Source organism: Acinetobacter sp. AOR34_HL (genome assembly GCF_027854795.1).
Taxonomy (GTDB): Bacteria; Pseudomonadota; Gammaproteobacteria; order Pseudomonadales; family Moraxellaceae; genus Acinetobacter; species Acinetobacter junii.
In genome coordinates, this window is sequence record NZ_JAKTID010000068.1 from 25,432 (window position 1) to 49,004 (window position 23,573).

General features: G+C 39.4%; 24 protein-coding genes and 1 tRNA gene. 14 read left to right on the forward strand and 11 right to left on the reverse strand.

What is annotated here, in order from left to right; genetic code table 11:
• Positions 1-21 precede the first annotated feature (21 nt).
• The 12 genes from MKL32_RS11660 to MKL32_RS11715 all read left to right on the forward strand — a co-directional run bounded on the left by MKL32_RS11660 (position 22) and on the right by MKL32_RS11715 (position 10,961).
• The gene (locus tag MKL32_RS11660; RefSeq protein WP_039047057.1) at positions 22-573 is read left to right on the forward strand and encodes a phosphatase PAP2 family protein; all 552 of its coding nucleotides are present in this window, start codon (positions 22-24) and stop codon (positions 571-573) included.
• A gap of 82 nt (positions 574-655) precedes the next feature.
• Positions 656-856 carry a Fe-S cluster assembly protein IscX gene (gene iscX, locus MKL32_RS11665; RefSeq protein ID WP_004652532.1) on the forward strand — a complete coding sequence of 67 codons (201 nt, stop codon included), beginning with the start codon at positions 656-658 and terminating at the stop codon, positions 854-856.
• 107 nt (positions 857-963) lie between these two features.
• Positions 964-1,395, forward strand: a complete 432-nt coding sequence (gene ndk, locus MKL32_RS11670) for a nucleoside-diphosphate kinase (protein ID WP_004908995.1) — start codon at positions 964-966, stop codon at positions 1,393-1,395.
• Between the two features lie 121 nt (positions 1,396-1,516).
• Entirely contained in the window at positions 1,517-2,752 is a 1,236-nt protein-coding gene (rlmN, locus tag MKL32_RS11675) for a 23S rRNA (adenine(2503)-C(2))-methyltransferase RlmN (protein ID WP_004950309.1), read from the forward strand.
• 16 nt (positions 2,753-2,768) lie between these two features.
• A complete protein-coding gene (pilW, locus tag MKL32_RS11680; RefSeq protein WP_004908991.1) occupies positions 2,769-3,569 on the forward strand; it encodes a type IV pilus biogenesis/stability protein PilW in 801 nt (266 codons plus the stop codon).
• Positions 3,560-4,351, forward strand: coding sequence for a helix-turn-helix domain-containing protein (locus tag MKL32_RS11685; protein WP_004908989.1), 792 nt, complete (start codon positions 3,560-3,562; stop codon positions 4,349-4,351). The genes pilW and MKL32_RS11685 overlap by 10 nt, the downstream gene beginning before the upstream one ends.
• Positions 4,352-4,375: 24 nt before the next feature.
• Positions 4,376-5,491 (forward strand): flavodoxin-dependent (E)-4-hydroxy-3-methylbut-2-enyl-diphosphate synthase, encoded by a 1,116-nt coding sequence (ispG, locus tag MKL32_RS11690; RefSeq protein WP_004908985.1) that lies wholly within the window; start codon positions 4,376-4,378, stop codon positions 5,489-5,491.
• Positions 5,488-6,780, forward strand: a complete 1,293-nt coding sequence (gene hisS, locus MKL32_RS11695; RefSeq protein WP_039047056.1) for a histidine--tRNA ligase — start codon at positions 5,488-5,490, stop codon at positions 6,778-6,780. Before ispG ends, hisS begins: the two co-directional genes overlap by 4 nt.
• A 31-nt stretch (positions 6,781-6,811) precedes the next feature.
• Positions 6,812-7,510: a YfgM family protein gene (locus MKL32_RS11700; protein WP_004950316.1), complete on the forward strand. Its 699-nt coding sequence runs from the start codon at positions 6,812-6,814 to the stop codon at positions 7,508-7,510.
• Positions 7,510-8,652: an outer membrane protein assembly factor BamB gene (gene bamB / locus MKL32_RS11705; protein WP_125318472.1), complete on the forward strand. Its 1,143-nt coding sequence runs from the start codon at positions 7,510-7,512 to the stop codon at positions 8,650-8,652. The genes MKL32_RS11700 and bamB overlap by 1 nt, the downstream gene beginning before the upstream one ends.
• A 177-nt stretch (positions 8,653-8,829) precedes the next feature.
• Positions 8,830-10,239, forward strand: coding sequence for a ribosome biogenesis GTPase Der (der, locus tag MKL32_RS11710; RefSeq protein ID WP_004908978.1), 1,410 nt, complete (start codon positions 8,830-8,832; stop codon positions 10,237-10,239).
• A gap of 65 nt (positions 10,240-10,304) precedes the next feature.
• Entirely contained in the window at positions 10,305-10,961 is a 657-nt protein-coding gene (locus MKL32_RS11715; protein WP_004908977.1) for a 4'-phosphopantetheinyl transferase family protein, read from the forward strand.
• A gap of 78 nt (positions 10,962-11,039) precedes the next feature.
• Here MKL32_RS11715 and secF read toward each other — a convergent pair whose 3' ends face one another.
• The 7 genes from secF to queA form a co-directional block, all read right to left on the reverse strand.
• Positions 11,040-12,008 carry a protein translocase subunit SecF gene (gene secF, locus MKL32_RS11720; RefSeq protein ID WP_004908975.1) on the reverse strand — a complete coding sequence of 323 codons (969 nt, stop codon included), beginning with the start codon at positions 12,006-12,008 and terminating at the stop codon, positions 11,040-11,042.
• A 10-nt stretch (positions 12,009-12,018) separates the two neighbouring features.
• The gene (gene secD, locus MKL32_RS11725; RefSeq protein WP_004964104.1) at positions 12,019-13,920 is read right to left on the reverse strand and encodes a protein translocase subunit SecD; all 1,902 of its coding nucleotides are present in this window, start codon (positions 13,918-13,920) and stop codon (positions 12,019-12,021) included.
• A gap of 51 nt (positions 13,921-13,971) precedes the next feature.
• Complete coding sequence (gene yajC / locus MKL32_RS11730) at positions 13,972-14,301, reverse strand: preprotein translocase subunit YajC (protein WP_004908970.1); 330 nt, start codon at positions 14,299-14,301, stop codon at positions 13,972-13,974.
• A 111-nt stretch (positions 14,302-14,412) separates the two neighbouring features.
• A complete protein-coding gene (tgt, locus tag MKL32_RS11735; RefSeq protein ID WP_004908968.1) occupies positions 14,413-15,543 on the reverse strand; it encodes a tRNA guanosine(34) transglycosylase Tgt in 1,131 nt (376 codons plus the stop codon).
• A gap of 162 nt (positions 15,544-15,705) precedes the next feature.
• Positions 15,706-16,275 (reverse strand): LemA family protein, encoded by a 570-nt coding sequence (locus MKL32_RS11740; protein WP_270900564.1) that lies wholly within the window; start codon positions 16,273-16,275, stop codon positions 15,706-15,708.
• Positions 16,276-16,354: 79 nt separating this feature from the next.
• Positions 16,355-17,383, reverse strand: coding sequence for a hypothetical protein (locus MKL32_RS11745; protein ID WP_270900565.1), 1,029 nt, complete (start codon positions 17,381-17,383; stop codon positions 16,355-16,357).
• 13 nt (positions 17,384-17,396) lie between these two features.
• On the reverse strand, positions 17,397-18,434 hold the full coding sequence (gene queA, locus MKL32_RS11750; RefSeq protein WP_004908961.1) for a tRNA preQ1(34) S-adenosylmethionine ribosyltransferase-isomerase QueA: 1,038 nt from the start codon (positions 18,432-18,434) through the stop codon (positions 17,397-17,399).
• 180 nt (positions 18,435-18,614) lie between these two features.
• Here queA and MKL32_RS11755 point away from each other — a divergent pair.
• Positions 18,615-18,701 (forward strand) — tRNA-Leu (locus MKL32_RS11755).
• Between the two features lie 169 nt (positions 18,702-18,870).
• Positions 18,871-19,938, forward strand: a complete 1,068-nt coding sequence (locus MKL32_RS11760) for a tyrosine-type recombinase/integrase (protein ID WP_194598226.1) — start codon at positions 18,871-18,873, stop codon at positions 19,936-19,938.
• A 27-nt stretch (positions 19,939-19,965) separates the two neighbouring features.
• Here MKL32_RS11760 and MKL32_RS11765 read toward each other — a convergent pair whose 3' ends face one another.
• The 4 genes from MKL32_RS11765 to MKL32_RS11780 form a co-directional block, all read right to left on the reverse strand.
• Entirely contained in the window at positions 19,966-20,262 is a 297-nt protein-coding gene (locus tag MKL32_RS11765) for a hypothetical protein (RefSeq protein WP_151839291.1), read from the reverse strand.
• A gap of 7 nt (positions 20,263-20,269) precedes the next feature.
• A complete protein-coding gene (locus MKL32_RS11770; RefSeq protein WP_270900566.1) occupies positions 20,270-20,392 on the reverse strand; it encodes a hypothetical protein in 123 nt (40 codons plus the stop codon).
• A 63-nt stretch (positions 20,393-20,455) separates the two neighbouring features.
• Positions 20,456-20,704 (reverse strand): hypothetical protein, encoded by a 249-nt coding sequence (locus MKL32_RS11775; RefSeq protein ID WP_270900567.1) that lies wholly within the window; start codon positions 20,702-20,704, stop codon positions 20,456-20,458.
• 62 nt (positions 20,705-20,766) lie between these two features.
• A complete protein-coding gene (locus MKL32_RS11780; protein ID WP_270900568.1) occupies positions 20,767-23,505 on the reverse strand; it encodes a toprim domain-containing protein in 2,739 nt (912 codons plus the stop codon).
• Between the last annotated feature and the right edge of the window lie 68 nt (positions 23,506-23,573).

Consider the following 23,573-nt stretch of genomic DNA (forward strand, 5'->3'; position numbering starts at 1 on the left):
CTCATTAAGAGGAGAAAAAATATGAAATTTGAAAATGCAAAAATAAAAATGCTCGATCTCGATTTAAAAGGCTGTGTTTACCTTAACCATCTATCACAGTCACAACGTATTGCACTATTTTTTAAAACGATTAGTCGTTTGGGAGATGGACCATTTTGGTATATCATGTTGTTGTCTGTTTGGACAATGCAGGGTGTGGCATACGGTCTGAATATACTCTATCTCGTTGTGATGGGTTCTATAGGGACACTCATTTATAAATTCTTGAAAAATAAAACGACCCGTCCTCGACCTTATCAAGTACATCAGGTGATTGTACTAGGTGAGCGACCTTTAGATCATTTTAGCTTTCCTTCGGGGCACACTTTGCACGCAGTGATGGTGACAATCACATTAGGTTATATACAACCACTTTTACTCATTCTGATGTTGCCGTTTACCATACTGGTCGCTTTATCTCGTATGGTGCTTGGTCTGCATTATCCGAGTGATGTGATTGTTGGTGCGATCATTGGTGCATCGGTAGCTAGCACAATTATCTTACTCGCGCCAAGTTTTAACGTGATTTTGTGATGTTTTTGATGGTCATCACTATCTCTTAAAACACATCATTTGTTAAAGTACGTTCAATAATCACATTCTATTAGGTTAACTCATGGGTTTACGTTGGACAGATACGATTGATATTGCGATTGAACTCACTGAAGCACATCCAGATGTGGATCCACAATGGATTCGTTTTACTGATTTACATGCATGGGTTTGCGCATTACCAGACTTTAGCGATGATCCGAATAAATCGACAGAAGGTTTGCTTGAAGCCATTCAAATGGCTTGGTTAGACGAAGTTCGTTAAAAATTTATCAGAAATCTCAGAACTTTTAGATATTCAAGCTGATTATTAACGATTACATCGGTATAATGCGGCAAATTTTTTTAGTTTACACATAATAGGAGTCAATCATGGCGATTGAACGTACTTTATCTATCGTAAAACCAGATGCAGTTTCTAAAAACCACATCGGTGACATTTTTGCTCGTTTCGAAAAAGCGGGTTTGAAAATCATTGCGACTAAAATGAAACACCTTTCTCAAGCTGATGCTGAAGGTTTTTATGCAGAGCACAAAGAGCGTGGTTTCTTTGGTGATTTAGTTGCTTTCATGACTTCTGGTCCAGTTGTTGTATCAGTTCTTGAAGGTGAAAATGCAGTTCTTGCTCACCGCGAAATCTTAGGTGCTACAAACCCTAAAGAAGCTGCTCCAGGTACGATTCGTGCTGACTTCGCTGTAAGCATTGATGAAAATGCTGCTCACGGTTCTGACTCAGTAGCTTCTGCTGAGCGTGAAATCGCTTACTTCTTTGCTGATAACGAGATTTGCCCACGCACTCGTTAATCCAAAGTATTCAAGCCAGATAAGTGGTATACTACTTATCTGGTTTTTTGTTTTTTATAGATTGAATTGTGTGGATAATGCACAATATTTTCTAGTGCTGATATCGTTTAGGTAAATATACATGAGTTCTGCAGTGGTCGTTTCATCAGAAAATTTGGATGAAAAACAACAGTCTGTTTCTACATCTGTCGTCCAAGCTGCCGATAAAAAAGTAAATTTACTTGGCATGTCACGTACAGAATTAGAAGCCTTTTTTGAAGAATTAGGTGAAAAGAAGTTTCGCGCTGGTCAAGTGATGAAATGGATTCATCAATATTTTGTTACTGATTTTGCTGAGATGACCAATATCTCGGGCAAACTTCGCGAAAAATTAGAAAAAATTTGTGAAATCAAAGCTCCTGAAGTTGTTCACCGTAATTATTCTAAAGATGGTACTCGTAAATGGGTTTTCCGTGTAGGAGATGGTGAGGGGTCTTTAGTTGAGACTGTACTCATTCCAGCAGAAGACAAAACGGGTGCACGTAAAACACTTTGTATTTCATCTCAAGTTGGATGTGCGCTTGATTGTTCATTCTGTTCAACGGGTAAACAAGGTTTCCAACGTGACTTAACACCTGCTGAAATTATTGGTCAGCTTTGGATGGCAAATTATTCTTATATGGAAGATGTGCCTGTAGCTGAGCGCGAAAGAACTGTAACTAATGTCGTAATGATGGGTATGGGTGAGCCATTACTCAATTATGATGCGGTGTTGAGTTCTATGCAGTTAATGCTAGATGATTTTGCATATGGGATGTCTAAACGTCGTGTAACTTTATCGACCTCGGGTGTAGTACCGAAGATTGACCAACTCGCACAAGATATTGATGTTGCTTTGGCAATTTCTTTACATGCGCCAAATGATGAGTTGCGTAACGAGTTAGTACCAATTAATAAAAAATACCCATTGGCACAGTTAATCGCTGCTTGTCAGCGCTATTTAGCCAAAGATGGTAATGAAAGCGCACGTCGTCATGTCACGATTGAATATGTCATGCTTGAAGGTGTCAATGATCAGCCTGAGCATGCTCAACAATTATTAAAATTATTAAAAAATCTACCAAGTAAAATCAACTTGATTCCATTTAATCCATTTCCGCATGCGCCATACGGTCGTTCAAGCAGAAATCGTATTATTGCATTCCAAAAAACTTTGTCTGATGCAGGATTTGTGTGTACGATTCGTCAGACACGTGGTGATGATATTGATGCAGCATGTGGTCAATTGGTTGGGCAAGTTGCAGACCGAACTCGCCGTGCAGAACAATGGAAAAAGAAAGTGGCGCAACGACAAGAAATATTGCGCACACAAGGATAATCTTAGGGGAAAAGCGTTGAATACAACTCGACTAAAAACGATTTTAGCTACTACTGTTGTGTTTACTGTATTAGGTTTGACTGCCTGCCAATCAACAACGTTAAGAAAAGATCCAGAAAAGGCAGTACAAGTCCGAACTCAACTCGCTGCTGAATATATTCGAACACGTGATTTGGATTCAGCGAAACGTTCCCTTGATCAAGCTTTAAAAATTGATCCACGTGATGCTACTGCCAATATGATGATGGGTGTTTTGTTGCAACAAGAAGGCAGTAAACCAAACATGGAGAAAGCAGAAGCTTATTTTAAGCGAGCAATCTCTTCAGAACCCGATAATGCCCAAGCTCGTAATAATTACGGTACATATTTGTATCAAATGCAACGTTATAATGAGGCGATTGAGCAATTTACCGTTGCAGGTGCGACGTTAGGTTACGAACAGCGTTACCAATCGTTGGAAAACTTGGGTCGAATCTATTTAAAACTGGGTGATGTTGCGAATGCTGAAAAATCATTCAAGCAAGCCTTACAAGCAAATCGAAATTCGACAATTTCAATGTTAGAGTTGTCCGAAATTTTCTATTTGCAACAAAATAATAGAGATGCATCGCAACTTTATGAACAATACGTTCGTAATGTCGGGCAGAAAAATCAAGGTGCTCGTGCACTTTGGATCGGTATACGCATTGCTCGAGCGAATGCGGATCAATTAGGAATGCAAGTATTAGTGAATCAAATGCGTGCTTTATTTCCTGATAGTCCAGAATATCAACGTTATTTGCAATTACAGTACAGTACTGAGGCCGTATGGAAATAAATCCAAATTCACATCAGCCAACTGGCTCAACCTCACCTTCGTCTACGTTAGGAAATATTCAACGACCAGGTGAGTATTTGCGTCAAATTCGTATTGCACAAAAGAAAGAACTTGAAGAGATTGCAAACGTTTTGAATATGCCTGTTAAAACGTTAACGGCATTAGAGCAAGATGATTATAAATCATTGCCAGAAGCAACTTTCATCAAAGGTTACTATCGTGCGTATGCCAAATGCTTAAATGCAGATGCGAGTGCGATCATTCAACGCTTTGATGAAATCTACGCAAACGATACCGGCTTAAAAGCAAATCACGCTTTGAATAACTCTCCAATTAAAATTATGGGGAAACTTTCAGGCTCTAAAAGTGTACGTAATCGTAAATGGCTAAAACGTTTATCGATTTTAGTTGCTGTACTTGTTTTGGGGTGGTTAGCTGTAATGGCTGTACAGAACTGGACCTCAAGTCAAAAAGATGAAGTTGATGTACCAAAAGTGACGAATTCAGATGTCGAAATTCTTCCAATGGGCAATACCGTAACTACATCAGGTGATCAGTTAGTGCTTGGTTTTAGCCGTCCAACATCAGTTCATATTGTTGATGCGACTGGTAAAGTATTGGCAACAGGTCGTCAATCATCTACATTGACACTCAGTGGTGAGTCACCATTCCAAATACGTTTGGATGATGCAACTGCTGTGTCATTGAGTTTAAACCAAGAGCAAATCTCCTTATCTCCATACACCGTTAATGGAAAAGCAGAATTCCGTTTGTCTCGTTAATGCCAATTAGAGTAGAGCTATACGATGATCGTGAACCCAATTAAGCGCCGCCCGACACGAAAAATTCGTGTTGGTTCGGTGTATGTCGGTGGTGATGCGCCGATCAGTGTTCAAAGTATGACAAATACAGAAACTTGTGATGTCGATGCCACAGTTGCACAAATTCAGCGTTGTGTAGATGCTGGTGCCGATATCATGCGTGTTTCAGTGCCATCTATGGAGGCTGCTGAAGCTTTCGGTGCGATTAGAAAACGCGTTTCGGTTCCTTTAGTTGCTGATATTCATTTTGACCATCGTATTGCTTTGGCTGTCGCGGATTATGGGGCAGATTGTCTTCGTATCAATCCAGGTAATATTGGCTCAGATCAAAAAGTGCGTGAAGTCGTTGCTGCTGCAAAACATCATGGCATTTCAATTCGTATCGGGGTGAATGCAGGTTCTTTAGAGAAAGATCTGCAAGTCAAATATGGCGAACCAACGGGTCAGGCATTGCTTGAGTCAGCGATGCGTCATATTGATATCTTAGATCGTTTAGACTTTCATGAATTTAAGGTTAGTGTAAAAGCATCGAATGTATTTTTAACTATGGATGCTTACCGTTTATTATCACAACAGATTGATAATCCTCTGCATCTTGGTGTGACTGAGGCAGGCATCTATCGTACTGGAACGGTGAAATCAGCAATTGCACTTGGTGGGTTACTGATGGAAGGCATCGGCGATACCATGCGTATCTCGCTAGCTGCAGAACCAGAAGATGAAATTAAAATTGGTTTTGATATTTTAAAATCATTAGGTTTACGTTCGAATGGCATTAATTTTATTGCGTGTCCAAGTTGTTCACGTCAAGAATTTAATGTTATTCAAGTGATGCAAGCATTGGAAGAGCGTTTGGAAGATATCCGCACACCAATGGATGTATCTGTGATTGGCTGTAAAGTCAACGGACCAGGGGAAGCTAAAGAAGCTGATATTGGTGTCGTTGGTGCGTCGCCGCGTTCACTAGTTTATCGCAATGGTGAAAAAAGCCATTTGATTGATACAAATCAGTTGGTTGATGAAATCGAGTCGATGGTTCGTCAACGTGTTCAAGAGCTTGAAGAAGCAAAATCTAAAGAAATTATTCGTAGTTCATCATGAGTTCAATTGTCGCTATTAAAGGTTTTAATGACACCCTTCCATCGCAAACTGCGGCATGGAGAAGTCTGGAACAACAACTTGCATCTTTGATGGATGCATACGGTTATCAGCAAATTCGTTTACCTATTGTCGAGCAAACTGGTTTATTTAAGCGCGCGATTGGCGATGCAACGGATATCGTTGAAAAAGAAATGTATACCTTTTTTGATAAAGGTAATCCGCCTGAATCATTAACCTTACGTCCTGAAGGTACAGCAGGTTGTGTGCGTGCAATGTTGGAACATAACTTACTTCGTGGGGCAACTCCACGTGTATGGTATGTCGGTCCAATGTTCCGCTATGAAAAACCACAAAAAGGTCGCTATCGTCAGTTCCACCAATTTGGTGTCGAAACTTTTGGTGTGGCGACACCAGATATTGATGCTGAAATCATCCTTATGACGGCGCGTTTGTGGAAGCGTATGGGTGTCGCGGATAAAGTTCAACTTGAGTTAAACACTTTAGGCGAAACTGATGAGCGTACAGAATATCGTAATGCATTGGTTGCCTTTCTCAATGAGCATAAAGATGCATTAGATGAGGATTCACAGCGTCGTTTGACTACGAATCCGCTTCGTATCTTAGATTCAAAAATTGAATCGACACAAAAAATTCTAGAAAATGCACCGAAGCTACATGATTTCTTGAAAGAAGACTCATTAAACCATTTCAACCAATTACAGCAATATTTAACAGATGCTGGCATTCAGTTTGTTATTAATCAAAAGTTAGTACGTGGTTTAGACTACTACAACAAAACTGTATTTGAATGGACAACAACCATGTTGGGTTCACAAGGTACAGTATGTGCTGGTGGTCGTTATGATGGTCTAGTTGGACAGCTCAAAGGTAAAGCAGATCAATCGGTTCCTGCAGTCGGCTTTGCGATGGGAATGGAGCGTTTGCTGCTTTTGCTTGAGCAAGTTGAACAAGCTAAACCAGTTCGTGATTGCGAAGTGTTCTTATTGGCTGAGCCTGCTTACCAAGCGAAAGCATTGGTATTGGCTGAACAAGTCCGTGATCAGTTAGAGGCAGTCAACAGTTCGATTCGTTTCAAAACGGGTTCTCAGGGCAGCATGAAAAGCCAAATGAAAAAAGCGGATCAATCTGGCGCGATCTATGCGGTGATTTTAGGTGAGCGTGAGTGGGAATCACAACAGCTTCTGGTTAAAGAGCTTGCGACAGGGGAACAATCTCAAGTTGCGGTCACTGAATTGACAGCATTTTTGCTCGAAAAATTTAAACAATAAATTGCACAATATTTAGGAAAAGGACAATCACATGAGCTTAAGTGATGAAGAACAACTCGACAGTTTAAAGTCGTTTGCCAAAAAATATGGTTCTGCCATGATTAGCGGAATTCTCATTGCCTTGATTGCCTTTTTTGGTTGGGAATATTGGCAAAAAAAGAATTTGGCTGAATCACAGAATCAAACAGCTAAAGTCCAAAAGCTCATGGACGAAGCTAAAGCGGTTGCGGGTCAACCCAATGCTTTTGCGACGGTATCAGAAGCTGCTGATAAGATTGTGAAAGATGATGCTGATTCAGTGCAAGCAATTCAGACGCAATTCATTTTGGCTAAGCTGGCATATGAAAAACAAGATTATGCCGCAGCTGAAAAAGCATTAAAGAAAGTCGAAAACTCAAAAGTTAAAGACGCAGGTTTAATGCAAATTGTGAAAATACGTTTAGCTGATTCTCAATTGGCTCAGAAAAAATATGATGAGGCTCTAAAAACTTTATCTAATGTTTCTGAACCTGCTTTTAAAGCAACAGTAGATGAGTTGCGTGGCGATATTTATGTTGCTAAAAAAGATGTTGAATCTGCACGTAAGGCGTATCAAAGTGCATGGAATAATGTACTTGAACGTAAGCAAGAACGTCAGCTTTTACAAATTAAACTCGAAAGTGTTGGCGTTTTAGTAGATGATCCTGATTTTGAACGCCCAATCTTAGATACTAAAGTGGATGAGTCTTAATGCAGAATATACTAAAACTCCCTTTGGCAATTGCAGTTGCTTCAGCCTTATTGGTTGGATGTTCGAGCAACAAAGTTAAAGAAGCAAAACCGAATCCTTTGCCAAAAATACAGCAAGAACAAAGTCTTAATCTTGTATTTTCACAAAGTGTTTCTTCAACGAATGCTGCTGAAGCATTACGTTTGCAATTGGACACAGATAATGGTGTGATTTTTGCGATTGATCCAGACGGTCAGGTTTCTGCTTACAAAGGTAAAGATCGACTTTGGAAAAGTAAAATTACCAAACAAGAGCTAACTGCTGGCGTGGAAGCTGCTGAAGGCATCGTGATTATCGGCAACCGAAAAGGTCAATTATTTGCTCTTGATCAAATGACTGGCGAACAAAAATGGACAGCACAATTGTCTGGTGCCATTTTATCTCCATCATTAATCCAATCAGGGCGTGTGATTACGATTGCAAATGACGGTACTGTTTTTGCTCATGATGCAGTTACAGGGCAGCAAGTTTGGGCCTATAAATTACCAAATGTTCAATTCAGTTTACGTGGTCAACCAGCACCAGTGGCATTAGATGAGCGAACAGTTTTAGTCGCTTCTGCAAATGCTTATGTTTATGGCTTGGATGTAATTAGTGGAGTCCCACGTTTCCAACGCCGTGTTGCAATCAGTGAAGGGCGCTCAGACATCCAGCGTTTAATCGACATTGTTGGTGATCCTGTTGTTGCTGGTCAATATTTGGTTACAACAAGCTTCCAAGGTCAAGTCACTGTCACTGACTTAGCGACACAACGTGTGGTGTGGAGCGAGGATGCAAGTAGTACCAATCGTCCTGAAGTCGCAGAAGATAAAGTTTTTATCTCAACTGTTGATGGCAAATTAAATGCTTACAATTTAGCGACAGGTGAGTTGGTTTGGCAAAATGAAGAATTACTGAATCGCCAACTGAGTAACCCAGTTGTACTTGGTCAAAACCTTGTGGTTGGTGATCTAGATGGTGTTTTGCATTTGATTGATCCAGCGTCAGGTAAACTAGTTGGGCGTGCAAAAACCAGCGGTGAAGTGCAGTCCTTACGTGTCATCAATGACCAACTTTATGTGGCAACACGAAAAGGTGCATTAAGCATTTGGCAGAATCGTTAATTTTTCCTACGCTTGTGTTAAAATGCTTAATTAGCAGTTGCTAATAAAAGAATGATCGGGGTATTTGTGTATACAAAACCCCGAATTTTTATTGTGATTTTTTAAATCACCAAAATCTTCCATACTGTTTCTAGAATGCTGTCATCAACGATGGCTCGTCTGAATTAAGGTTAATTTATGAAACCCGTTATTGCGCTCATTGGTCGTCCAAACGTCGGAAAATCAACGCTATTTAACCAAATCACAAAAAGCCGTGATGCTTTGGTTGCTGACTTCGCTGGTTTAACTCGTGACCGCAAATATGGTGACGCGGTTTATCAAAACAAATCCTTTATTGTGGTTGATACAGGTGGTATCGGTGAAAATGAGGGTGGTATTGACTCTTACATGGCGGAGCAGTCAAAAACTGCGATCCATGAAGCTGATATTATTATCTTTGTAGTTGATGCACGTGCTGGACTTTTAGCATCAGATGAGCAAATTGCCCGTGAACTACGTACATTGGGTAAAAAAGTTTACTTAGTTGCTAACAAAGTTGATGGTGTGCATGCTGAAGCAGCCCTTGTTGAGTTTTATAAGCTCGGTATGGGTGAGCCGATGCAAGTTGCTGCGAGTCATGGTCGTGGTGTTCAGCAAATGCTTGAAGAGGTATTAGCTGAAGTACCTGAAGATGAGAATCCAGAAGAGCATAATAAAAATACAGGTTTACGTTTAGCCATTATTGGTCGTCCTAACGTTGGTAAATCAACATTGGTCAACCGCTTACTTGGTGAAGAACGTGTAGTTGCATTTGACCAACCAGGTACGACACGTGACTCGATTTATATCCCATTTGAACGAGATGGTCGTCAATATACGTTGATTGATACTGCAGGGGTGCGTCGTAAAGGTAAGGTTGATGAAATGATTGAGAAATTCTCAATCGTAAAGACTTTGCAAGCGATGAAAGATGCACATGTAGTTGTCGTTGTAGTTGATGCTCGTGAAGGGATCGTTGAACAAGATTTACATTTGATTGGTTATGCGCTTGAAGCGGGTCGTGCGATGGTGATTGCCATCAATAAATGGGACAACATGACCGAGTACGATCGTAAGCAATGTAAACTCGATGTTGAACGTCGTTTCGATTTCATTCCTTGGGCAAAGATTCATTTGATCTCGGCTCTACATGGTACAGGTGTGGGCGAATTATACCCATCTATTCATCGTGCCTATGAATCTTCAAATCTGAAAGTATCACCAGCAAAATTAACGCAAATTCTAAATGATGCGACTGAAGCACATCAGCCGCCTTCAATTGGTGGTCGTCGTATCAAAATGCGTTATGCGCATATGGGGGGACAAAATCCACCAACGATTGTGATTCACGGTAATAAAGTGGATAAGACACCTGCAGATTACCGTCGTTATTTAGAAAACGTGTTTCGTAAGGTTTATAAACTGGAAGGTACCCCTGTAAAAATCGATTTTAAAACTTCTGAAAATCCATTCGAAGGGCGTAAGTCTCAAGTGGATGAGCGCGTTGCAGCACGTAAGCGTCGTTATATTCAGAAATTCAAAAAGGCTGAAAAGAAATTTAAGCGATAATTTTTTGAGTGTCATCAAAACCCAAATTTTAATTTGGGTTTTTTTTATCAATAAGGACATGATCGATGAGTCAGCGTAAGATTGAATTACATGTTCAAACGTTAGATAACATTTTAGATTTACAGCAAAGCGATTTTTCTGATTTTCGCTCATTTAATGATTATAAAAAACAACAGATTAAGCAGTTTCGTAATCAATTACTATCACAACATCTCGGATGTGATCTTAGTGATTTAGATTTTGCCAAACACGAGCATGGTAAACCTTATTTAACTTCTCATATGCTCAACTTTAACCATTCACATAGCAAAAAAAGCTATGTGTTAGGACTAAGTGATCAAATTCTGGATATTGGTGTTGATCTCGAGGAATTGGAACGCAAAGTGCGTTTTGATGCTTTTGCTAAACATGCTTTTCATCCCAAAGAATATGAAATTTGGCAACAGTTGGATGAAGATAGGGAGTACTGGTTTAAAGTTTGGACGACCAAAGAAGCTGTTTTAAAAGCTTCGGGTCTGGGTATCCGTTTGGATCTGAATACTCTGAATACAAATGTACATCCAGAACAGCAGGGAGGGATGTGTTCACATCCTTTAATTGGAACATTTGGTTATCAGAACTTTTCGTTGAATCAAAAAATTATATTGACTATAGCTTGGCGAGCTGAACTCTCTTGTAGAGGTTTCCAGTTTCCTGATATTCAGGTAATTCAACATGACTAAATACTAATTTAAAAATGATCACCTACAAAAAATGCCAGTGATAACACTGGCATGTTTAATCTGTATTTGTGGAAAACTTTAAGGAATATGATCTTCTTCAAATTCAGGTTTAACTTGAACAATAAAATCTTGACGGTTAAGACCACGCCATAATGCAAATGCTGTTCCGATATAAATCGATGAATAGGTACCAACGAATACACCGACAAACATGGCAACAGAGAATAAATGCAGACCATCACCACCAACAAACATCATTGCTAGAACTACAAGTAACAATGTCATTGAGGTATGAATGGTACGACGTAAAGTTTCTGTTAATGCGATATCAACAATTTCACGTGGTGTCGCACCGCGAATCTTACGGAAATTTTCACGAATACGGTCTGAGACAACGATGTTATCGTTAAGTGAGAAACCCATTACCGCAAGAATCGCTGCAAGTACGCTTAAATCAAATTGCCATTGGAATAAAGCAAATGTACCAATAATGATGATGATATCGTGGAATAACGATAATACAGCACCCATCGCAAGTTTGAATTCAAAGCGAATCGTCACGTAGATCAACATCAGAATCATCGCAAGCGCTAATGCACCCGCAGAGCGAATGTATAGCTCATTACCGACTTGACCGCCTACAGCATCAACTTTATGTACTTCAGCAGCATTGTTTGGTAACTGCACTGCTTTAGTAATCGTTTCACTTAGGTCTGCTACGTTTAAATCTTCTTGTACTGGCATACGTACAATTAGGTCAGTATTACTTCCTAAAGTTTGTACAACAGCATCTTTAAATCCAGCACGATCTAATGCTTGTGAAACTTGAGCAGGTTGAACTGCCTGAGCATAATTCAACTCAGCTGATACACCGCCTGTAAAGTCTAAACCGAGGTTTAGACCTTTCGTCGCAATAAAAAAGATACTTACGATGGTCAGCAAGATTGAGAAGATTGCAGCAGGTTTTGCTATCTTCATAAATGGGATGATTTTTGCATCATCAGGACGACCGTATTGTTTTGAGTCTTGTTGAGTCAGATCAGTCATATGAATCTCCTTAAATGCTCAACTTAGTCAAATTACGGCGTTTGCCATAAATGAGTTGTACGATCGCACGTGTTACTGTAATTGCAGTAAACATTGAACATACGATACCAATCATAAGCGTCACAGCGAAGCCTTTGATCGGACCTGTACCGATAGCGAATAAGATAAATGCAACAATAAACGTCGTTAAGTTCGAGTCAAAAATAGTGTTATAGGCTCGATCATAACCCGCAACAATGGCTTGTTTTGGAGAGGCACCCCACAGCATTTCTTCTCGTATTCGTTCACAGATCAGAACGTTTGCATCGACAGCCATACCGATACCAATCACGATACCTGCAATACCAGGAAGGGTAAGGGAAGCACCTAACCAAGACATAACAGTAAGAATCATCGCAAGGTTAAATACCAGAGCGAAATTCGCAATTACACCAAACAAGCGGAAGAATACCACCATCCAGATTGCAACAAGAATGAAACCAATCTGAGTAGATAACACACCTGCATCAATATTTTCTTGACCGAGGCTAGGACCAACCACACGTTCTTCCACGAAGTACATTGGCGCAGCCAAGGCACCTGCACGAAGCATCAACGCCAGTTCAGCCGCCTCCTGTGGAGAGTCAAGCCCCGTGATACGGAACTGTGAACCCAAAACGGCCTGAATAGTTGCGGCATTGATCACAACAGATTCAGTATACGGTGTGCGGACTTCTGTTTGAGTACCTGTAGCTGGATCAGTGACATAGCTAATTTTTTGTTTATTTTCAATAAACAATACAGCCATACGTTTGCCAACAGCATTACGTGTTGCATCTGCCATGAGCTTACCGCCAGCAGTGTCTAACGTAATATTAACTTCTGCACCACCAGAGTCTTGGCTAAAACCAGAACTTGCATTTTGAACGCGTTCACCTGTCAAAATACGGTTACGATTTAACAGAAGCTGTCGGCCACTATCCAGTGATTCATAGGCAAATAATTCCGTGCCTGGAGGAAGCGGCTGACCATTATATTTTCCTGTATATGGGTCAATATATTGATCATTACTATCAGCAACCAAACGGAATTCTAAGTTTGCTGTACGACCTAAGACACGTTTTGCTTCAGCAGTATCTTGAACGCCAGGTAACTCAACCACGATACGGTTGCTACCCTGAGTTTGTACCAATGCTTCAGCAACACCTAACTCGTTAATACGATTACGTAGGGTCGTTAAGTTTTGATTCACCGCGTAAGATTGAATTTCTTGACGACGAACATCTGTATAGTTGAGTTTTAGTAAAGCACCATCTGTACTTGCTAGTGCTTGCTGTGTGAACTCATTGCCATTTCGACGTAAGAAATCTGCTGCTGCATCACGGTCAGTTGTATTGGCAAACTGAACAGTAATGGTATTGTTATTCAGTGCTAAATTATTAAATTTGATTTTGTTGTCACGAAATTGACGACGCAGATCAGTTGCCGATGTTTCCATACGTTGGCTAATCGCTTTATCCATGTCGACTTCGAGCAAGAAGTGTACACCACCGCGTAAGTCCAAACCGAGTTTCATCGGTTTTGCACCAATCTTTTGCAACCATTCAGGTGTGGTTGGCGCAAGGTTAAGTGCAACCACGTAGTCTTCACCTAAATCACGACGTAGCACTTCTTTTGCTTTTAATTGAGCTTCTGAAGTGTCTAAACGTAATAATGCCGCATTGTTGGTGAAACTATTATCATGGCTACTGATGTTGGCAGCTTTCAGAATCTGCTCAGCTTTTTGCACAACCGTTTGATCAATTTGTGTACCTGCTTTTGCACCAGAAATTTGGACAGCAGGTTCATCAGGATACAGACTTGGAAGTGCATATAACGTACTGATCACGAGAACGACGAGAATCAGTAAATATTTCCATGCAGGGTAACGCATTCGTTTTCTTCTTAAATGAAAAAGTCGTGCTGAGGCACGACTATTTTATGATTAAAGGTTATTTAGTGTGCCTTCAGGTAATACTGAAATGACACTTGCACGTTGGATTTTTACTTCTACGCCACGGCTTAACTCAACAACAGCGAAGTCACCATCAAGCTTCGTGATTTTCCCCATTAAACCACCAGCAAAAACGATTTCACTTCCCACACCTAAGCTTTCGATCAAAGAACGGTGTTCTTTCGCACGTTTAGCTTGAGGTCTCCAGATCAAGAAATAGAAGATTGCAATAAAAACAGCAATCATCAATAAGTTTGCCATTAAGCTTGGGCCTTGAGCTGCTGCAGGAGCAGCGTGAGCGGTAGAAATGAAAAAGCTCATTTTAATTTCCTAATAAAAGATAAAGCGAAAAATTACGATTAAATTCCAATTCGTTTTGCAATGTACCTTGTCTTGCGTTTAGGCGCAAATCTTGATGCATTTACTTATACATTAATCTTCAGGGCAGGGTGGAACCTCTAAACCACGACGGGCATAAAAGTCCTGAACATACTCGTCAAACGTACCATTATCTAAAGCATCACGCATGCCTTGAGTAAGGCGTTGGTAATAACGTAAGTTATGAATCGTACCGAGCATCGATGCCAACATCTCACCGCACTTCTCTAAATGATATAAATAGGCACGAGTAAAGTTTTTACAAGTGTAACAGTCGCAATGAGGGTCTAAAGGCCCTTTATCATGACGATATTTGCTATTACGAATTCTTACCAGACCATCAGTGACAAAATAATGACCATTACGTGCATTACGTGTAGGCATTACGCAGTCAAACATATCAACACCGCGACGAACCGCTTCAACGATATCTTCTGGCTTACCTACACCCATTAAATAACGAGGTTTATCCTGAGGCATTTTGTTTGGTAAATAATCAAGAACTTTGATCATTTCCTCTTTAGGTTCACCTACAGAGAGACCTCCGATCGCATAACCATCGAAACCGACTTCGAGTAAGCCTGCAAGAGATTCATCACGCAAATCCTCGTACATACCACCTTGGATGATGCCGAATAATGCATTTTTATTCTTAAGTTCATCGTGGTGGTGGGTTTTACAACGTTTTGCCCATCGTAAAGAAAGCTGTAATGATTTCTGAGCTTCTTCATGTGTTGCTGGATAAGGTGTGCATTCGTCAAAAATCATCACGATGTCTGAATTTAAGACATGCTGAATTTCCATCGAAATTTCAGGAGATAAGAAAACTTTTGAACCGTCAATTGGAGAGCGGAAAGTCACGCCTTCCTCTTTGATTTTACGCATAGCGCCCAAGCTAAATACTTGGAAACCACCTGAGTCAGTCAAAATTGGTTTATCCCATTGAATAAACTCGTGCAGACCGCCGTGCTCTTTAATCACTTCTAAGCCAGGGCGTAAATATAAATGGAATGTGTTACCCAAAATAATTTGTGCTTGAATCTCTTCAATATCACGAGGCAACATGCCTTTTACAGTACCGTAAGTACCAACAGGCATAAATACAGGTGTCTCAACAACACCATGTTCTAAAGTGAGTCGACCACGACGCGCGCGCCCCGACTGACCTAATTTTTCAAATTGCATGACACCAATCCATCAAGGCGAAAAAACAGTTCGCTGATCAAAAACGGCTATTTTCCTTGATTATGGTGTGTAGTTCTACTACTAAATGTAGCTATAGAGAAAAAATAAAAAAGCCATTTCAAAACGAAGCTGAAATTGGCTTTTAAATGTTTAAATTTACTTTTAAAAATTTGGTCTATAGTCAAAATTTTCAGTCGCTAAATTATCTTTGAAAGGACGAATTTCTTTCTTCGACAGTGTCATTGTATTGATCAAATTATTTGGGAAAATCTGGATATGATTGTTGAATAACTCAACATTACGGTTAAAGATCGTAATAGCAGCACCGACATTTTCATTTTGTTCCTGAATATCATCCATCATTTTGCTGTAAAGCGTATCAGCTTTAAGCTCAGGATAATTTTCAACAACAACGTTGAGGCTGCGAATGAGTTCTTTGCTCATTTTTTCGATGCTTTGTAGTTGAGAAATATCAGTATCATTAACATTTAAATTAAGGATTTGCTGACGAAGCTCAGTTACTTTTTCTAAGGTTGATTTTTCAAACTCAGTGTAACGGCTCAAGGTCGTTTCTAAAGATTCAAGCGTTTTAACTTTTTGACGTTCAAAATTAGCCACTTCTGACCATGCACGTTTGGTCGCATTAAAGTAGCGTACAATCGTATTGCGAATATGAATGCCCCATGCAATCAAAAGAACAAAAATCCCCAAGAAAATAATTAAACCAGTCATGACCTTACCTCGTTATTGTTGCCTTAATGGAACAGCGTATATTCCATTTATCTTTGTTCTAAAAAGATTTATAGACTATTTATTGAATTAAATTAAGCATCAATTGTTGAAAACGCTGATATTCAGGCATCGTCATGGTTCGTAAATGACCTCTCAATGCTGGTATATCGTGGATTGCATCATGTTTACTCGTGATTCGGAAAAGGTCTTGTTCACCGAGATAACATAAAATCTGTTCTTCATGATGATAAATTAAATCACCTGAAAAATGTTCAAAAAAATCATGTAACTTGAGTGTCAAACTTGAGCTAATACTTTTTGCAAGTTGATGCTGATCTAGACCAAAAATATTGAGTTTCTGATTAATTAAAATATCACTGCTTTGCCATGAGCGAGTATACGGTTCAAAAAAACGAGAGCGCTGATCACTAACAGCAATGCCCAAATTCGGCATTTGAAAAACAAAAGCACCCCATAAATCTTTATGGATTTCTTTGACGATTTTTTTATCGCTATTGCCATCTTGCAAAATTGGCATTTCAGTTACGTAATGGTATTTAAAAATCAGGACTTGATGTTTAGTCGTTCCATCGTCCCAAACGGTAGAAGCATAATGTGTAATTTCATTTGATTCAGTTCCACGATTAAACAGTGGGAAAGATTGCTTCAATTTACTTATTACAAGTAATGGTTGCGCCTGAATCGGAAGATAAGCAGGGAGTTGTTGGAAGTTCAGACCATAACGAAGTTGAATCATTCTTTGTTCTAAATATTCAATCACTTGTTCAAGTGGTTGTTTTGACTCATAAAGCAGATAAGCAAGAAAACCTGTCAAAAAAGCACCCAAAAAACTCCAAATAAATTGTAGATGGGGGTGTAGAAAATATCCAAAGATTAAAGTACTTAGACTAATTGTTGCCAATAAATAAGGCAAAATATTAAAAAAACGCAGACTGTGATCTTCACGCCACGGATGCAAGGCATCTAATAATGCTTGATCCGTGTGTGATGATTGTCCCGCTTCCCACAGCCGAGCGATATTGCGAAAAACTTGAGCATTTTTTTTACGTCTTATATGTAATGCTTGTTTTACTGTATCGATCGGCATAAGCGTATTTAAATCAAACGATTAATTTGTCTATTAGCATAGCATCACCGTAACTAAAGAAACGATAACGTTCTTTAACTGCATGCTCATAAGCCGATAAAATGTTGTCTCGATTTGATAACGCAGAAACAAGCATTAAAAGTGTTGATTCGGGCAAATGGAAGTTGGTAATCAAACGATCGACGATACAGAATTGGTAGCCTGGATAAATGAAAATCTGAGTATCACCTGTCCATGCAGCAATTTTGCCATCATTTGCTTGAGCTGCGCTTTCCAATGCACGTGTTGCTGTCGTACCGACTGCAATCACTTTATTACCACGTGCTTTGGTTTCTAAAATAAGATCAATCGTGGATTGTGGAACATCACACCATTCACTGTGCATAATGTGATTGGTAATGTCTGTTGTACGAACTGGCATAAATGTGCCTGCACCGACATGCAAAGTCACAAATGTCTTTTGCACACCTTTTGCAGCTAATTTTTCTAATAAATCTTGGTCAAAGTGCAAACTTGCTGTTGGAGCAGCAACGCTAGCAATTTTTTCAGGATCGTGGAAAACCGTTTGATATCGTTCTGTATCAATTTCTTCTGCTTCACGATTGAAATAAGGGGGGATAGGGAGCTGACCGTATTGATCAAGTATCGATAAAATCGGTTGTGAAAACTCAACTACAAACAAGTTTTCATGGCGACCTTGTACTGTAACTGGAACTGAATCTTCACCGATATAAAGTTCTGCACCAGCTTTAGGTGAGTTACTTGATTTGATATGACAGTGAGCTGTGTGTGTGTCTAGCATACGCTCAACAAGAACTTCAATTGCCCCACCAGTTGCACGTTTACCTTTCAAGCGAGCCTTCATGACTTTGGTATCATTTAATACGAGCAAATCACCCTCGTTTAATAAATCCAAAATATCAGTAAAGCTATGATCATGGTAATGACCTTGATCATCGATATGAAGTAAACGCGAAGCGCTACGGCTTTCTAGAGGATAGCGAGCTATAAGTTCATCAGGAAGATCAAATGAAAAGTCTGAAAGTTGCATACATCTAAAACATTGCAGAAATTGTGCGTAGTATAGTCTTTTTTGTATTTTTGCGCTGAGCTGCTGATAACTTCCTAAGAAAAATAACTGAATGATTTAAAAGTGAACAATAAGTTAAAGATGGGGTTTGACAATAAAATCAAACAGGTTATCATACGCAACACAAAGCATCGCACTCTTCCCGAGGTGGTGAAATTGGTAGACGCGGCGGACTCAAAATCCGCTGTCAGAGATGACGTGTCGGTTCGAGTCCGACCCTCGGGACCAAGCGAAAGCTTACACAGATTTTTCAAAGCCCCAAGCCTTATATATCAAAGGCTTGGGGCTTTGTCGTTTCTGGCGTTTATGTTTTTTTACGGTATTTTTCGGGATTATTTGTTATATCTTTCCACCCGATTTCCACCCGACAACTTACATTTAAGGAACTAATTATTTTATGAGCGTATCGGTTTATCAGCGACCTAATAAAAAATGGAAAGCAGATGTCCTGGTGAATGGTGTTCGACGAACAAAAACTTGCAAGAGCAAGATAGATGCAACAAATTGGGGGAGAGCCGAAGAACGAGACTTGTTGTTAAATGCTTCTACTGAAGCTGCTATCAAGAAAAAAACTGTATTAACAGTACGTGAAGCACTGCAAAAATATTGTGATGAAGTTTCTGTACATAAAAAGACAGCCAAGAAAGAACAGAATCGAATTAAATATTTTAAGGAAAACCTTCCTAATGTTGACTGGCCACTCATAGCCTATAAAAGTGAGTTCATTAAACAATGGGAGGATTCAGTTATGAAGAGATCCATTCGACCGCTTAAAGCATCAAGTGTTTTGCGTGACTATTCATTGCTTTCATCCTTTTTCAATTGGTGTCGATTAGATAAGCATTGGATTAATTTCAATCCTGTCCAGGATATTCGTAAACCCAAGAAACCTAATAACCGTGAAAGACGTGTTGAGGAAGATGAGCTAGTAAAAATGCTTACTGCATTAAAATATAAACCAGGAACAGTTCCAGAAAGTAAAACACAAGAAGTTGGTTTAGCTTGGCTTATTGCAATGGCCACTGGTATGAGATCTGGAGAAATCGTAAATAGATTGCCTAAAGATATTCATTTAGAAAAACGTTATGTCCAACTAGATGATACTAAGAATGGCACAGCCAGAAAGGTACCATTAGATGATTTTGCGCTTCAGCTGTGGACGCTGGCCATGAAAATTGATCGAAAGGGTAGTCCAAAAGTATTTACCATTTCTGACTCATCACGAGACGCATTGTTCCGCAAAGCACGTAAACAAGCCGGTTTAGAAAATGCTGATCTAACTTTTCATGATTCAAGGCATGAAGCAGCTTCTTTAATGGCTAGACGAATAAAGAATGCCTTAACTTTGTGTAAGATTTTTGGATGGAAGGATCCTAAACAAGCTTTGACTTATTACAATCCAACTAATGATGAGATCCTGGAAGAATTAAATATGTCAGCAGGGTTAAGTAGATTATTGGCATGAAAAAAGCCACCTCTCGGTGGCATTTTTTTAATTGTAGTTCACATTGGATTTATCGAAGGCCATAGCGTATTTGATTACGTCTGTGGCTTTCCATCGAAGTGAAGTTCGTTCACCTTTGGGATCGGTTGGTAATTCTCTGCCAGGAGGGAAATATTTATTGCTCATTATATTTCGCTTGGTGTAATCCACCGTGTATTTAAAATAATTCGCAATGTCATGTTCATCCCATACCTGACATTCAATAGGAATAATTGGTTTTGAATCAATTTGCTTCATGATCTTTAGAAGCGTTTTTTCAATAATAGCGTCAATATTTACAGTCATTATTCACCTACACTGGATTAGCTACTGGAAGGCTATTAAATTCAACATTGTTATCGAACATTCTTTCTGCTAAATCAAAAGAAACTTGGATTTCCGCTTGTTTGGTTTCTAAGTTAGAATCGTTTTGCATAATTGCTCTCCAGTGGTTTTGTGACACATACAGAAGTGGCCGCTTTTGTATGTGTGTTTAGATTTAAAGTTGTTGAAATAAATGGTTGTAGAACTTTAGTCCTAGAATATTTATTCCCAATTTTTCAAATAATAAGCATTGATTTTCATAGTCAAGTTGATTCAATGCCCATGAAAAAGTCTCATATTTGTTATTCATTTCGGATAATCGATGAATCTTTTCCTGAATGTATCCTTCGTCATTCGGGAATTTTTCACGAAATACGTCTATGATTTTTTGACCGACATAATCTAAGTCATGCTGATTGGCCATTAGCCTTTCCTCATCGTCAATAAAAGGTAGTAGGGTCGGTGATACCATGAGAGCATTTGTATTCAAGTTGATGATGCTCCATAGCTAGGGTTTGAAAAGATCCAACATTTGACTGTTCGACGACGATCAGTCATTTCATTGTCTGCTTGAATATTTTTGACAACATCTGTTGGATATCGATTTGAGCTGACAGCTCGGTTAGATTCGATAAACTTGAAGCGTTGTGATGATTTGAGCAAAGTTTTCATCAACGTAATTTCAGGAAGCTTTTGGTACTGCTGGGCAGCAACTTTATAAACTTCATTCAAATTGATAGCGATCGTCTGTGCATCATGTTCATGATGATTAAGGCTGAATGGTGCAGATCTGCCACTTTGTAAGTATTCAAATGCTTCCCAGAATTGTTCTACCTCTTGGCAATCGCCATTCAGTTGGTCTACACGTTGTTGTGCCATTTCTACTAGCATTTCTTGTGCAAGGGCAACTTCTTCATAGTCTAAATAGCCATTAAGAACATGCTCTGCGATCGCTTCAATAAGAGCAGCTACTTGTGCATGGCATAAAGCAATACGTGTATGTGTAATACCTACTTTGTGATATTGATCTTCAATACTTTTTAGACGTTCTTGGTACGTGCTTAGGATCTGTTCTTCCATGCGTAAACATTGCGTCATGTATGTACATGCTTCTTCAAGCTCAATGCGGTCGAGAGAGTCAACAATTCGCTTGGTTTCTAATGACTGTCCTTTACGATCGAATGCTAAATGCAGTGTACGAGTTAAGATTGCTTCTGAAGCTGCAATTGCACTGTTCTGTGAAATCATGATGGCACCACGGAAGGGTGGTTCATACGTTTCATTACCAGCAGTTTTTAAACCTTTTGAGCGAATCGCACGGCCGTTAAATGCATCTTTGAGCTCATCCCAACTGAACTTTGCCTGTTTGACTGCATTGCCTTGAGCATCGTTACGGTCACCTTCAATCAATACGACTGGTAAGTTTGAGATTTGGGCAAAGTTACGATAAATCGCCACGTTTGTAGATTTATTAGCATCAAAACCTTCGTAATCCTTACGGCCGCTTAATTTCCATAAGAATTCGATTAAGCGTGATTTACCTGCACCAGCTTGACCAATAATTTCAATGAATGGATATGAACTATGCAAAGCGCGGATTTGCTCAGCAAAGTAAGTTCCTGTCCACCAAGCCAAAGCAATTAAACCTTTGCTTCCACGTACTCGATAAAAGTCTTTCCACCAAAAAGGTTTGAACTCCTTTTTAGGGTTTAAAGTAATCACTGGTGACTTTGCTAAGCTTTTGATTTCAAGACGTTTGATTTTGAAGAAATCATGTTCATTAATGTGGATAACTTGGCCTTTATGCACAGCATGTTTAGGAAAAATATAGGTTTGATATTCACTTGAATATCCAATGTAGTCTGTTGTTTTGACTTCTTTTAAACGTTCTGTTTTCCGTTTCATAAAGAATTCAAGTTGTTGATCTGTACCAGTCCACATTGCACCAGCCATAACTTCCATGGTTGCATCTTTAAATTTGCTACGGCTACCGATTTGGCTTGGTGTAAATTGGGTTTTCTTTTCTGCCCATTGGCTTTGTACATTGAAGTAATACCAAGCTTCGCCTGTAATCTCATTGCGTTCAAAATATAGAGGTTCGATCTGTGCATTACAGATCTCCGTCACTGCAGCACAGTCACGTAATGCTTGTTCACGTTTCTGTTGATCAAGTAAGTCATCAAAGCTTGGATCCTCTTCAATCTGATTCATACGTTTTGCGTATTTGTCGTAATCCAAGTTGAACCAGTAAAGACGGAAATTGTGATTAAAGAAAAATGTTTTGGTTCGACCTTCTTTGAAGTTGTAGATCAGTAAGCCAGCTTGTTCAGCAGTTTCTGCAATGAGTAATTCACCGTAATGACGATACTTTGCACGCTCTTCGCTGTGCAGTAAGTCGTGCATGAATAGATCATTCCAATCAAGGTTTTTACCTTTGACTTGGTAAGGTGGTAGAGCAGCTGAAGAAGCCCATTTTTCTTGTAAAGCACGAAGATGAAATTTTTTAATGGCATCTTTACCAGCTTTATCATTATCAAATGCCCAAATAAGTCGTGGCTTATCTTTTTTTAGCTCATGACAACGATCGGCAATCTTTTTGAGTAATAAAGATGGATAATTGCTAGTAGACATCGTAGCAATAGCTGGCTGGTTTGATTGGACTAATGCAATCGAGTTAAAAATTCCCTCTGTAATCCAAAATGATGAAGCATTGCATAGCTCATCAAGATCAACCATAGACCAGGCTAATCCTTCATATTTGCCAATAAAATTTGCTTTTTGACGACCAAAACGTTCAGGGCGGTCAATGAAACGTTCCCAATATACGCCTTCAGCTAATTTGAAGCGGACTGTCCCAGTATATAGACCAGGATATTTTAGTTCGTGGCTGAAGGTTTCTTGGGTATAAAGGCCTTTTAGTGGAGTGATATCCAAGCCACGGCCATGACGTAAATAAGCATCGGCAGCTGCGTGAGGATTTGCTTCAGTTTGGACAAACTCTTTGGACCAGTCTTTGAATAAGTCTTCACAAATATCTTTGACGTGTTCTTCATAACCACAATTATTTAAACGGCTACACTTCACCACGCGAGGTTTAATCGCATGTGTATAGCATTCTTTCTTGCTGCACTGTGGGCAGATGCCATGTCTATACCATTCTCCAACCTTTTTGAATTGGAAGATTTGATTTAGACGTTCATCTATGCGTCTTGATATATCTGACATTTAACACCGCACTGTTTAAGTTTATAACTGTTTGAGATTGTGAATATTTTGTTTGTCTTTGTAGCTTT

What these genes read in the sequence shown, in the direction of transcription:
- der (WP_004908978.1), top strand. Translation starts at nt 8,830, where the DNA reads ATGAAACCCGTTATTGCGCTCATTGGTCGTCCAAACGTCGGAAAATCA.
- MKL32_RS11685 (WP_004908989.1), top strand. Translation starts at nt 3,560, where the DNA reads ATGGAAATAAATCCAAATTCACATCAGCCAACTGGCTCAACCTCACCT.
- bamB (WP_125318472.1), top strand. Translation starts at nt 7,510, where the DNA reads ATGCAGAATATACTAAAACTCCCTTTGGCAATTGCAGTTGCTTCAGCC.
- secF (WP_004908975.1), bottom strand. Translation starts at nt 12,008, where the DNA reads ATGACTGATCTGACTCAACAAGACTCAAAACAATACGGTCGTCCTGAT.
- MKL32_RS11740 (WP_270900564.1), bottom strand. Translation starts at nt 16,275, where the DNA reads ATGACTGGTTTAATTATTTTCTTGGGGATTTTTGTTCTTTTGATTGCA.
- MKL32_RS11775 (WP_270900567.1), bottom strand. Translation starts at nt 20,704, where the DNA reads ATGGCCAATCAGCATGACTTAGATTATGTCGGTCAAAAAATCATAGAC.
- MKL32_RS11745 (WP_270900565.1), bottom strand. Translation starts at nt 17,383, where the DNA reads ATGCCGATCGATACAGTAAAACAAGCATTACATATAAGACGTAAAAAA.
- MKL32_RS11765 (WP_151839291.1), bottom strand. Translation starts at nt 20,262, where the DNA reads ATGACTGTAAATATTGACGCTATTATTGAAAAAACGCTTCTAAAGATC.
- secD (WP_004964104.1), bottom strand. Translation starts at nt 13,920, where the DNA reads ATGCGTTACCCTGCATGGAAATATTTACTGATTCTCGTCGTTCTCGTG.
- yajC (WP_004908970.1), bottom strand. Translation starts at nt 14,301, where the DNA reads ATGAGCTTTTTCATTTCTACCGCTCACGCTGCTCCTGCAGCAGCTCAA.
- rlmN (WP_004950309.1), top strand. Translation starts at nt 1,517, where the DNA reads ATGAGTTCTGCAGTGGTCGTTTCATCAGAAAATTTGGATGAAAAACAA.
- tgt (WP_004908968.1), bottom strand. Translation starts at nt 15,543, where the DNA reads ATGCAATTTGAAAAATTAGGTCAGTCGGGGCGCGCGCGTCGTGGTCGA.
- MKL32_RS11760 (WP_194598226.1), top strand. Translation starts at nt 18,871, where the DNA reads ATGAGCGTATCGGTTTATCAGCGACCTAATAAAAAATGGAAAGCAGAT.
- MKL32_RS11770 (WP_270900566.1), bottom strand. Translation starts at nt 20,392, where the DNA reads ATGCAAAACGATTCTAACTTAGAAACCAAACAAGCGGAAATCCAAGTT.
- ispG (WP_004908985.1), top strand. Translation starts at nt 4,376, where the DNA reads ATGATCGTGAACCCAATTAAGCGCCGCCCGACACGAAAAATTCGTGTT.
- hisS (WP_039047056.1), top strand. Translation starts at nt 5,488, where the DNA reads ATGAGTTCAATTGTCGCTATTAAAGGTTTTAATGACACCCTTCCATCG.
- MKL32_RS11715 (WP_004908977.1), top strand. Translation starts at nt 10,305, where the DNA reads ATGAGTCAGCGTAAGATTGAATTACATGTTCAAACGTTAGATAACATT.
- iscX (WP_004652532.1), top strand. Translation starts at nt 656, where the DNA reads ATGGGTTTACGTTGGACAGATACGATTGATATTGCGATTGAACTCACT.
- ndk (WP_004908995.1), top strand. Translation starts at nt 964, where the DNA reads ATGGCGATTGAACGTACTTTATCTATCGTAAAACCAGATGCAGTTTCT.
- MKL32_RS11700 (WP_004950316.1), top strand. Translation starts at nt 6,812, where the DNA reads ATGAGCTTAAGTGATGAAGAACAACTCGACAGTTTAAAGTCGTTTGCC.
- queA (WP_004908961.1), bottom strand. Translation starts at nt 18,434, where the DNA reads ATGCAACTTTCAGACTTTTCATTTGATCTTCCTGATGAACTTATAGCT.
- MKL32_RS11780 (WP_270900568.1), bottom strand. Translation starts at nt 23,505, where the DNA reads ATGTCAGATATATCAAGACGCATAGATGAACGTCTAAATCAAATCTTC.
- MKL32_RS11660 (WP_039047057.1), top strand. Translation starts at nt 22, where the DNA reads ATGAAATTTGAAAATGCAAAAATAAAAATGCTCGATCTCGATTTAAAA.